This is a genomic window from Pseudomonas sp. NFACC42-2 (assembly GCF_900116055.1).
Classification (GTDB): Bacteria; Pseudomonadota; Gammaproteobacteria; order Pseudomonadales; family Pseudomonadaceae; genus Aquipseudomonas; species Aquipseudomonas marginalis.
Genome location: NZ_FOZO01000006.1, coordinates 150,461 through 161,709 on the forward strand (window position 1 = coordinate 150,461; position 11,249 = coordinate 161,709).

Here is an 11,249-nt window from a genome sequence, read left to right on the forward strand (position 1 = left end):
CAAAGAAGGGATTTAAGGGGCTGGGCCAGGGGGAACGTTCCCCTGGCTTCGCGGTAGACATTACGAGGCTTTGACTTTGAACCGGCTCAGGCCCTGTTGCATGGAGCTGGCCCGTTCCGACAGGTTCTTGGCCGCCACCGCACATTGCTGGGAATTGACCTGATTCTGCTGGGTGACTTCGTCGATCTGCTCCAGGCCGATGCTCGCCTGCTGCAGGCCGGAAGCCTGTTCACTGGAGGCTTGGTAGATCAACGACACCAGGCTGGACACCGTGCTGGTGCCGGTGACGATATTTCTCAACGAGTCGGCTGTGCGGCCTGCGATGATCATGCCGCGCTGGGTCTTGGTCGAGGAATCTGCAATCAGCGCGGCGGTTTGCTGGGCGGCTTCGGCGCTGCGGGCGGCGAGGCTCCTGACCTCATCGGCGACCACCGCAAAGCCACGGCCCAGTTCGCCGGCACGTGCCGCTTCGATGGCTGCGTTCAGCGCCAGCAGATTGGTTTGAGCGGCGATGTTGTCGATGGTGGTGATAATGGCCGTGATGTCTTTGCCCGAGTTGTCGATTTCCGCCATGGCGGCGATCAATTCACTCATCAACTTGTCACTTTCCCCGGCGTCGGCGCGGGAAGCCTGGGATTGCTCGTCGGCCTTCTTTGCATTGGCGGCGTTGTCGGTGGTTTGCGCTGCCATCTGGGTCATCACCGCACTGATTTCAGTGATGGACGAGGCAGAGTTGGACGCGCCGTCGGACAGCGACTGGCTCAACTCGGTGACCTGCGCGGAACTGCCGGTGATTTGCGTGGCGCTGGCCTGCACCTGGGAAATCAAGGTGTTCAGGTTGCCGACCATTTTTTCCAACGACTTGCCCAGGGTGTCATTGGGCGAGGACAGGCGCACTTCCAGATCCAGGTCCCCTTCGGAAATTCGCTCGGCCACGCGCACCTGGCGTTGCAGGCTTTCCGACATATCGTTCAAGGCAAAGGACAACTGGCCCACTTCATCTTCAGATTTTTGCACCAGCCGGCGCGAGAAATCCCCCAGGCTGATGTTGGCGGCCAGGGCCGCGGCTTCACGAATCGGACCGACGATTTTCGCCGTGGCCAACCACAGCGCCAGCAATGCCAGCAAGGAGATACCCACGCCGACCGAGACCTGCCAGATGCTGCTCTTGACGCCGCGCGACTGCAGTTCCTGCTCCAGGGCAATGGCCTGGCTCATGACCACCGCCTTGGGCAGATGGATCACGATCGCCCAGGGCTTGCCGGTGCGGCCCAGGTTGATCGGCATCTGCACTTCGATTTCCTGGGAATCCGGGTTGAACCGGCTGTCTCCCTGACCCTTCTGTACATTGCTCAACACGTTCTCCCAAGAGCCGGGCAACAACGCTTTCAATGACTGGCCAATGAGTTCCGGGCGTTTACTGTCGGCCACCACCAACCCTTGATTGCTCAGGATCGACACCGAGCCTTTGCCGCCATACAGGTCGGCGGACATTTGCTCGCTGAGTTTCTGGATAAACGAAATGTCGAAGTCTGCACCGACCACGCCGTAGAACTTGCCATTGGCGGTGATAGGTACCGACAGCGTGGTCAACCACACATTTTTGCCTTGCACCACGTAGGGAAGTGGGTCCAGCACGCTTTCTTTCTGGGTGTCCCGCGGGCCGGAATACCAGCCGCCCTTCAGCACACCATTGGGGTGGCGGGCATCGGAATCGTACTCAACCAGCGGTTGCACGGCGATATGGCCGTCTGAACTGCGTGTCCAGTAAGGTGTGAAGCGGCCCGTCAACGGGTTGTTACCGCCTTCATTGATACGAAAGGCTTGGTCCTGGCCGTCCAGCGCGTCCGGCTCCCAGCATGAATACGTGCCGTTGAAGTCGGGGTTGTCCTTGAGCACGCTGAGCAGCATCGTATTGATCTGCTCGCGGCCCAGGCTCAGCGGGCTCTGGGCACTTTTACTCGCTCCCACGGTATTGGCCATTGTGCGTGCCGAGTCCAAGGCGTTCTGCAGTTTTGCCTGGATGGCATTGGCACGCGACTCAGCCAGGTTTTGCACTTCGCGGATAGTGGCGCTTTCAATCAGGGTTGAAACTTCAGCACCTACATAGGCCTGGTTGGCGTTCGAGGAATACAGGCCATACAGCACCAGGCTCGCACAGGAGATAAACAGGCAGAGTCCGGCGGTGAAGCAAATTCGAGTCTGCAGTGAGTTGAATTTCATGATATTTCCTGCCCATGCTAATAGTCGCCAACATCATCGAATGTCGACATTTCGGTACTTTCTTTGCACAAGGCATAGTGTTTTATCATTGGCTGCTTAGGCATATACATGCGGTACAGCGCTGGGTGTTGCTTAATGCTCTTTGGGCGTCTCTTCATCGAGCCATAAACGGTCGGTGTTTTTAAAGCCGTAACGCTGGTGCGGCACCCTCGCGACAATCCGGTCGGGTTGTGCGGGATCACTCAGGTCTATTATTTTCGGCGTTACATGGATATTCAGAACGGGCAGGAAAAACACTTTTATTTTTGGCGTCAATAAAGAATCAGGATGTTGTTCTATGACTACGCCGATACTGCCACTTTTCAATTGAACGATAGAACCGATCGGGTAAATACCCACGGACTTCAAAAACGCACGAAATACCTCATCATCAAAGTGTCCGTCCCATGTGGACATTTGCTGGATGGCGACGGCGGGGTCCCAGCCCTGGTTGTAGGAACGGTCCGAGGTGATTGCATCGTAGACATCGCATACCGCCGCCATCCGGGCCACCAGGCTGATCTGGTCACCCGCCAACTGATGGGGGTAGCCGGTACCGTCGAACTTTTCGTGGTGATGCAGGCACACATCCACGACCATTTCGCACATCTGCGAGGCCGCCAGCAGGGTTTTCTCCCCCTCCAGTGGATGGGTGCGCACCAACTGCAATTCGTCACTGCTCAACCGGCCAGGCTTGTTGAGGATGGCACCTGGTATGGCCATTTTGCCGATGTCGTGCAGCAACCCGGCCATCCCGACCCGACGAATCCGTGCGGAGGACAGGCCCAATTGATTGCCCAGAGCAATCATCAACGCACACACGGCGACCGAATGCATGTAGGTGTAGTCGTCGATGCATTTAAGGCGTGCCAGGCTGATAAAGGCGTTGGGATGGCGGGCGATCGAGCTCGAAATGTCGTCCACCAGTGCACTGACGTCTTCAAGCTCCAGGGCCCGGCCCATGCGGGCATGGCCGAACATTTCGACAACGGCGGTCTTGGCGCGGCTACAGATTTCCTGTGCGGCGACCAACTCGTCCTGCATGGAGGTGGGGATGACGGTGATGACCGGAGCAGCTGTTGGGGGCTGGGTGGTTGGCGGAGCGCCGCAGCCCAGGGCGCACGGCCCCTCTGAGGGTGCACCGTCCCGCCAGAAGGGCTTTGCCTCGCCGTCAGGCGCCTGCAGATTGAGTTCATTGCACTTCAACATGGTATGCCCTCTGTTGATGTTCTTCTTATACGTGTCTCATCAGCCTCCCTGGCTTGAGCAGTGTTGTCTTGCTTTTCAGATCGGGCTCGCGGCCTTGATACGCGCGACTACGCGGCCTGCCAGGTCATCCGGGCGAAACTTCGCCAGGAAGTCATCGGCCCCGACTTTCTTGACCATGGCCTGGTTGAAACCGCCCGACAGGGAGGTGTGCAGCACGATATGCAACTTGGCCATGCGCGGGTCGCCGCGGATTTCGGCGGTCAGGGTATAACCGTCCATTTCCGGCATTTCGATGTCCGAAATCATCATCAGGAACTCCTCGTGCGGGTTGCGCCCCTCCTCGAGCATGGCCCGAAGGTAATCCAGCGCCTGGCGCCCATCGTTCAAGGCGACCACCTCGACGCCTACCGTCTCCAGGCAGCGGGTCACCTGTTTACGCGCCACCATCGAGTCGTCCACGGTCAGCACACGCAGATGCCTGGCCTGTTGGGTGACGGCGTCATCCACCACGCCGACCGATATTTCCTCGGAGGAGGGCGAGATTTCCGTCAGCACCTTTTCCACGTCGATGATTTCGACCAGACGATCATCGGCACGGGTAACGGCTGTCAGGTAATTGTTGTCGCCGCTGCCCTTGGGGGGCGGATGGATATCTTCCCAGTTCAAATTGACGATGTGTTCAACCGCATACACCAGAAAGCCCTGAACACGGTTGTTGTACTCCGTAAGTATAATAAAGGCGCTTTCTTTATCCGTGATCCCGGGCAGCCCTGTTGCCATCGCGAGGTCTAGAATAGGGATACAAGCGCCGCGTATATTGGCAACGCCACAAATATTGTTATTAGACTTTGGTAGTAGAGATAACTTGGGGCAGCGGATAACTTCTCGGACTTTAAAGACGTTGATTCCGTACAGCTGTTGATCGTTGAAGCGGAATAGCAATAATTCCAGCCTGTTCTGACCGACCAGTTGTGTACGGCTGTTAACGGATGCCATTACACCTGCCATACACACCCCTTGATTCTGGTTGGAACAGCGTTGATGTCTTAATGACATTAGCATATGTAGGGGAATGTAAAATATATGTGAAATAAAAATTATCGAGAGGTTTATCGTTAAAGCAATAGCGACGCGGATGATTAGCTATTCAGGCGGATGTTTGAAATTAGTTAGTTGGCTAACTTGCTGGTTTGAGTGTTGATAATGATTAAGATTGTAAACCCGTTTGCGGGGGCTTGAAGCACTCGACACGGTCGGCCTCGCAGAACGTCAACGACCTGCTCGACAAGAAATACTTCGATGCCATCAAAAGGCCGAGACGCGGAATGCGCCTCGGCCTTTTTGGTTACTGGAATGTTTGCGCGTCTTGGGTGAGTACCAGCGCTCGCTCGACCAACAGTTCACCCAGCACGATCAATTGTTGGGCGCCCAGTAGCTTGTGACGGTTGGCGCCTTCGAGTTCGAAGGCCAGGTCGGTGGTCATGGCGTTGAGTGAGGCGAGGGTTTCGCTGGCCTGGATCAGCAGGGTTTCGGGGGAGATGTCCTGGGCGAGGGTGAAGAGGGCGGTTGAAGGGGGATTGGGGGTGATTTTTTTCATGATGAAGCTCCCACACTGTTTAAGGAGCTACCGCCCCCTGCTGTCAAACAGGATTGGGTGGCAGCTGTACGCGGGTTGACAGACCGGAAGTGTAGGAACCCGGCGCACCCGAAGATGCCCCACGCACAGCCGCCATGAACGAAGCGGAACGCGTAAAGCATGCCGTCTTATCAAGGGGTGTGAAAGGTTACACTTTTCGGCCTGTCAAAGCCGGTCGCTGATGAGCAGCGACCGGAGGAAGTTAGCGTTGTGGCGCGGTGCGCGCCAGTTCATCAAGCGCGCGACATCTTGCAGGAAAATTCCGAAGGCCCGTCCTGCGGTGCCGCCAGCCCCGAGTTGAAAGTGACGACTTCCGAGTTCGCCTAACTTGAGTGCTGTCTTTCTACTGCAACGCCGGTTGTCATGCAGCGCACGTCGTAACTGATAAGGCGGGCGTGCATTGAAGTTCACATGCCCTGGGGTTTTGTGACCCGGCATAATGATTGGAAGACGAACCTGATTGGAGTGCGTCCCTCACTGGAGATAAACCCGGCTTTGGCTTGAGAAGCACAGGCAAGCAGGCGGTTTGGCGACGCTCGCGAACGCTGTCGCCAGTCGGTTAACCTTCAACGTATCTGGACGATGTTTCGGCCTTCGGCTCGCCGAGTATGATGTGTCCGTGGATATCTAACGTAGAAGGTGTCGAACCCACCCGCGCAGCGCCGGCAACGCGAGTGGCTTCACCATGACTCAGCAGTGAACAGGGATGGACATTACCGATGGTCAGCTCAGCCTTGCGGATAGGGTGTGCAGTCAGTGTGCTGTGTATGGCCTCGTTCACGATGGTGACGTCCGAGTTCGCCCCCATTGGTTTGTTGTCGCAGATATCATCCGACCTGGGTCAACCCCCGTCTACCGTCGGGCTGACGGTGACGTTGTACGCATGGATCGGCGCTGCCAGCGGCTTGTTATCCAACTGGCTGAACCGCTGGATTCCGCGCAAGACGCTGCTGATCGCGTTGATGCTGATACTGGCCGTATCCAACGGCCTGGCGGCGTTATCCCCCGAATTTTCGACGTTGCTCGGCGCCCGCGCCGTCGGCGCATTGGCCCATGGTGTGTTCTGGGCAATCGTGGCTGCCACTGCCGCGCATATTGTGCCGCTGCATCGCATGGGGCTAGCCACCTCGATCGTGTTGGGCGGCATAACGATCGCCACGGTCATGGGCGTTCCGTTGATCAATCTGGTGGGCCAATACGATGGCTGGCGCACGGCCTTTGTGTGCCTGGCCTTGATGTGTGTTGCCAGCGCCGGTGCGATAGCACTGGTGCTTCCCCGCATGCAGATTCATTCGCTTGCCAGGGGGGGCGGGTTCGCAGCGGTGCTGCGGCGTAAGGATCTGTTGATCACTTACGTCATTACCGGCCTGACAGCGGCTGCGCATTTTGGTGCCTACACTTTCGTCGAACCGTTTATTGGCCAGGTACCTGGGATTACGGCGTACTTGATTGCTGTCTTGCTGTTCGCCTTCGGGGCCGCAGGTTTCCTCGGCAATCTGCTTAGTGCGCTCTTTATTGATCGCTACTTGAGCGCTTTCATTCTGATAGCGTTGATTGCGATGGCATTGGCCTTGGTGACCCTGGGCATTTACGGTCCTCTTCTGGGCATCGCGCCGGTGGTTATCTTGCTGGTGATCTGGGGGGTGGCCATTTCCGCTTTGTTTACTGGCCTGCAGACCTGGGTCTTGAGGATTGCCGGTGATCACACGGTACCGGCCACGGCAATCCATACCGCTGTACTGAATAGCGCGATCGGGCTGGGTGTGATTATCGGTGGAGGTGCGTTGAATGTGGCCGGATTCAAGGGGGCATTGCTATCGGCCAGCGTGCTTATTGTGCCCGCCATCGTCCTGATGGTTGCCGCAGGCGTTCGCGCTCGGACAGAACCAGTCTTCTCGTGAAGCAGGAGGGGGGATTTCTTTGGCTAATATCTGCGTTGATAAGGCTTAGGCGGGCAGATTGCCTCATCAAAACGGCCACCAGCCTGCAAGTGGCCACCGGCGTGTGCTTAGGGATCATCCGGGCTATTAAGACCCTGACTGGAATATCACTGGGAGTACCCAATCGCCTGGAACACTAAAAGCCTCGAAAGCCCTCAATGGCCCAGAAACCCTTGATTTCACTGGATTTCAGGCACAAAAAAAGACGTCCGTGGACGGCCGGGGTAATCTGAACTGTGTACGTAATGGTTTGATTTTAAGGTCTATTTTCTATTTGATGGTGTCCTTGGAATACCGTTTGGAATACCACGGGTATTGGGTTGACGGCGTAGTAGGGAGTTAGGTGCCGAGTAGCTTACCTCCCATTGCTTGTCCCAGGCTCCGAACACATCAGTACAAATTAGAGACCTGTGCTGAGCTAGCCGTTTGGCAACCCTCAATAAGCGCCACCCCACGAGTCAGATGGGCTGTCCCAATTTGGAGTACCAGTAAGCGCGCAAATCGGCCTTGGGCGTTCCCTGGTCCAGATGAAACAGGTAGTGCCGAGGAGAGGATAGGTGGCGTTGATCGAATGTGCGCTATACGAAAGTCAGCGGCGGTTGTAACTCGCCTTCGTGGGTTAGCCAGCAACACGACTCAATTGGGCTGTCCTGGTCGGAGTGATACAGGGCGCAGCAGCAAGAGCGCGCCACTTCGCAGGTTGACTAGACCGCTTCCACCGACTTCCGCTCAGTCAAATGGCCTATTGGCATCTTTTATAGGGTAAGATCGGCCTCGAAAAATGGTATTGGCCCATTAACCCTGGGATGCAAGGATGCAAAGATGAGCCTAACCCAAGTTGTTAATCAAGCGCGTCTGTCCGTCAGAGACGATTGCGTTATTTGGGGTGGAAGGGTACTCAAAAGCGGTGACAGTAAGGCATACCCGCTTTTGAGGTCTCTGTGATGGCTAGTCGAGGAGCCTCAGTTAAGCTAGGCATCTTTGTAAAGATTACCAATCCTCTATATTTGGGGTGGGGCATTGGAAAGCTCCTTGGGGTGTCTCAATGTACTGCGAAAGTCCAATACTTTGATGCACCGGGGGGCATACTGCCTGACCCTGTCGAAGTGCCATTTTCTCAAATCATCCAGGCGAGATTGCCAGCGCAAACTCGAGTCTATCGTCGGACAGCAGAGCTCCATTGGCAGGTCGGTCGTGTGCTTGAGGATGATGGTGCGATCATTTTTGTGCAGTTTCCCAATGGGGAGATGGAGAACCTCGCGGCCGAACAGTTGCAAGTCCGGTGGAGTTGGCCACTTAACGATCCTCTGCCTTTATTGGCAGTTGAGGCCACTGAGACGCCGTTCCTAGCCGATGCGAGGGCAAATTTTGTCCGTGCTGTGGCTAGTCAACATCATGCAGTGGCAGGTGTTTCGGCTGCTCTCTGTTCTTCGATCGATCTCGTAGATTACCAGTTTGATGTCGTACGCCGGGTCCTCTCGGACCCTATTCAGCGGTATCTATTGGCAGATGAGGTGGGACTGGGGAAAACGATCGAGGCGGCGATCATCGTGCGGCAGTACTTTATCGACGATCCTGCTGCAAGGGCGGTGCTGATTGTCCCACCTGCCTTGGTGTACCAGTGGCGTCGTGAGTTGACAGTCCGGTTCGGTCTCGGGGCTGAACTGGATGACTTGTTGCATGTCATTGCGCATGACGACCTGAAGCGATTGTCTAAGGTGATTGCTAACGCCGGCATGTTGGTGGTTGATGAGGCTCACCATCTGTCCAAGCAAGCTACCGCTGAACAGCGCGAACTGTATGAGTTACTGCGATCCCACGCACTTTCCTTGCCGCGGCTGTTACTGCTGTCGGCGACCCCGGTCTTGGGCAACGCGGAGGAGTTTCTTCGGGTTCTACACCTACTGGACCCGGTAGTGTTTCCGCTTGATGACCTTGACGGCTTCAAGCGGCGCATTGCATCCCGCCAAGTCATTGCGGAAGTGGTTTCGACGCTATTGCCTGAAAACGTCTGGGGTCTTGGCCCCGACCTAGAACGATTGCTAGAGAGCTATCCTGACGATCCTCTGCTAGTGGAGAAGGTCGGTACCCTGCAAAGCGTATTGGATACTTTTCCTGACGAGGAAGATGCTCGGTTCTTAGCTGCTTTGGAGGATCTCAAGACCCACTTGGTAGAAAGCTACCGACTGCACCGCAGGCTCCTGCGCAACCGTCGTACATCGGTACCATGGGCCACGCCTCGACGAGCTGGGATGCAGTCAGTTGCCTTTAGTGGTGAGGCTACTGCGACGTGGCGCGATCGTTTGGAAGCCTTGCGCTTGGCGTTGGCAGCCTACGGATCATTTCCCCATGTCTCCCAGTCGCTGCTCCAGGCAGCCGTTCACCCCCATTCGGGACAATCGCTACTCCAGGCGTTGACGCGTGCTGGACTGGATGAGCCTGACTTGCTCGCTCAGGCGAGAGGTGTTGATCATGCGGCTGAACGTCTACTTTCCGACCCTGCGCGGGTAATTGCGTTGTGCGGTCAGGTCCGCATGCTCCTAGAAAACCCGGCGGTCCAGGTCGTCGTCTTTTGCGATCGGCTACAGGATGCTGATCGGGTTGCTGATGCCTTGGTTCGCGAGATAGGTGACAGAGTCGCCCGTCACGAGCCGGTCGAAGTGGACGAAGATGGGGAGGTAACTGCGCTTGAGTGGGAGCAGTTTCTTAACTTGCCCGACCGGGTGCGTGTACTGGTATGTGATGCACGTGCTGAGGAGGGCGTTAATCTGCATGGCGGGCGCAAGGTGGCCGTCCATTATGATCTGCCATCATCTCCGAACCGCATTGAGCAACGATTGGGGAGATTGGATCGCTACGGAACCGGCGACCCTATCGTGTCCTATGTCTTGCTTGATGAGGCGAATTCCGACGAAGCTGCTTGGGCTCAAGTCCTGGATAGCGGTTGGGGGGTCTTCCGTCAATCGGTGGCAAGCCTACAGTACCTAATCGAGTCGACCTCTGAGTCGTTGGCATGCGGGTGGTCCGAGCAGGGCACTGCAGCCCTCCAAGTTCACGCGGATCAACTCGGCGGACCAGGCGGCTGGGTTCAGCGTGAAGTGCGGCAGTTGAATCACCAAGATAGCCTGGATGCTCTGGCTAGCCGGGAAATTCCCGGAATGGACGCGCTGGAGGATGTAGATAGCGATTGGGCGGAATGGCGTGCCGCTTTCAACGCGCTAGCGGTAGATTCGCTGCAATTTGTCTCGCGTAACGAGAGCGAATTAGGCGGCCAAACTACGGATACTCCGTTTCGAATTGGTTATGCGTATCGCGACGGCGGGAGAGCAACTCTGTTACCTCTGGCGGGTTTCCTCAAACATTTTTTGGCGACAGTCGACCAGAGTGCGATCGGTGGAAGCGCTCGTTTTCCGCTGAGTCACCTCTATGCGTTCAAGCGAAACACCGTCACCAATCGTCGAGGGCTGGCGCAAGGACTACGCCTACTTCGCATCGGCGACCCTCTTGTGGCCTCGCTGGAGCAATTCTGCAAAACTGACGATCGCGGTCGTGCATTTGCGGTTTGGCGGGCTAATCGGCAGTACGAAGTCAGCGATCCCAGTGGGGCCGATTTGTACTTTCGTTTTGACTTTATGGTGCGTCCGGCACTCAACCTGGCGAACGAGACAACATTGCCTCTGAAACGGCATGCACTGGCTCGTAAGGCCAGCACCTTGCTGCCTCCTCTAGTCATGCGAGTTTGGGTGCACGGTAATGGAACGATTGAAACTGAGCCCAGCGAGTTTTTGACTAGCGGGTATTCCCCGGCGTTGAAGGGCGCTCGACGTGATTTCAATCTGAATTCTCACCGCTGGCGCAGGTTACCTGCGAGCATCAAGTCGACCTGGTTACGCAACTGGAGCGGACTGTGCGGGAGTCAGAGGGACATCGCCACAACCGCAGTGCGGAGCACACCGGCATATATTGAGCATATACAGAGCGCGTTAAACGCCTGCGCTCAGGAGCGTCGATTGCGCCGGGCGCAAGGTGAGGCGAGGGCTAGTCGCCTGCAAGGACTGGCCCGACAACAAGAACTAGACGAACTGCACCAGGCTGAAGAAATGTATGCGGCGCTAGAGGCAGCCATAGCTAATCCTAGTCTCGACTTAGATGTGGTAGGCGCAGTCTTCTTGTCTTCTATTTCGCCCTTTAACGAATGACCT

Annotated in this window: 6 protein-coding genes and 1 pseudogene; 2 read left to right on the top strand and 5 right to left on the bottom strand. The window is 56.4% G+C overall.

The features are described 5' to 3' along the window. Positions 1-60 precede the first annotated feature (60 nt). The 5 genes and pseudogenes from BM416_RS31195 to BM416_RS14630 all read right to left on the bottom strand — a co-directional run bounded on the left by BM416_RS31195 (position 61) and on the right by BM416_RS14630 (position 5,068). Positions 61-966, bottom strand: a complete 906-nt coding sequence (locus BM416_RS31195) for a methyl-accepting chemotaxis protein (protein WP_370737667.1) — start codon at positions 964-966, stop codon at positions 61-63. Then, positions 961-2,223, bottom strand: a pseudogene (locus BM416_RS31200) (HAMP domain-containing protein); the annotation flags it as partial. The pseudogene BM416_RS31200 and the gene BM416_RS31195, both read right to left, overlap by 6 nt. 132 nt (positions 2,224-2,355) lie before the next feature. Continuing rightward, a complete protein-coding gene (locus BM416_RS14620; RefSeq protein WP_092488517.1) occupies positions 2,356-3,471 on the bottom strand; it encodes a cyclic di-GMP phosphodiesterase in 1,116 nt (371 codons plus the stop codon). Between the two features lie 75 nt (positions 3,472-3,546). Beyond that, a complete protein-coding gene (locus BM416_RS14625) occupies positions 3,547-4,479 on the bottom strand; it encodes a chemotaxis protein CheV (protein ID WP_092488518.1) in 933 nt (310 codons plus the stop codon). A 337-nt stretch (positions 4,480-4,816) separates the two neighbouring features. Next, positions 4,817-5,068, bottom strand: a complete 252-nt coding sequence (locus tag BM416_RS14630; RefSeq protein WP_092488519.1) for a DUF6124 family protein — start codon at positions 5,066-5,068, stop codon at positions 4,817-4,819. 806 nt (positions 5,069-5,874) lie between these two features. On the opposite strand from BM416_RS14630, the gene BM416_RS14640 reads away from it, so the two are divergent. Next, on the top strand, positions 5,875-7,008 hold the full coding sequence (locus BM416_RS14640) for an MFS transporter (RefSeq protein WP_256577518.1): 1,134 nt from the start codon (positions 5,875-5,877) through the stop codon (positions 7,006-7,008). Between the two features lie 983 nt (positions 7,009-7,991). After that, positions 7,992-11,246: a protein DpdE gene (gene dpdE / locus BM416_RS14645; protein WP_092488521.1), complete on the top strand. Its 3,255-nt coding sequence runs from the start codon at positions 7,992-7,994 to the stop codon at positions 11,244-11,246. Positions 11,247-11,249 lie beyond the last annotated feature (3 nt).

Excerpts from the sequence above, each read along its gene's own strand:
- BM416_RS31195 (WP_370737667.1), bottom strand. The coding sequence starts at position 966 with ATGTCGGAAAGCCTGCAACGCCAGGTGCGCGTGGCCGAGCGAATTTCC.
- BM416_RS14620 (WP_092488517.1), bottom strand. The coding sequence starts at position 3,471 with ATGTTGAAGTGCAATGAACTCAATCTGCAGGCGCCTGACGGCGAGGCA.
- BM416_RS14625 (WP_092488518.1), bottom strand. The coding sequence starts at position 4,479 with ATGGCAGGTGTAATGGCATCCGTTAACAGCCGTACACAACTGGTCGGT.
- BM416_RS14630 (WP_092488519.1), bottom strand. The coding sequence starts at position 5,068 with ATGAAAAAAATCACCCCCAATCCCCCTTCAACCGCCCTCTTCACCCTC.
- BM416_RS14640 (WP_256577518.1), top strand. The coding sequence starts at position 5,875 with ATGGCCTCGTTCACGATGGTGACGTCCGAGTTCGCCCCCATTGGTTTG.
- dpdE (WP_092488521.1), top strand. The coding sequence starts at position 7,992 with ATGGCTAGTCGAGGAGCCTCAGTTAAGCTAGGCATCTTTGTAAAGATT.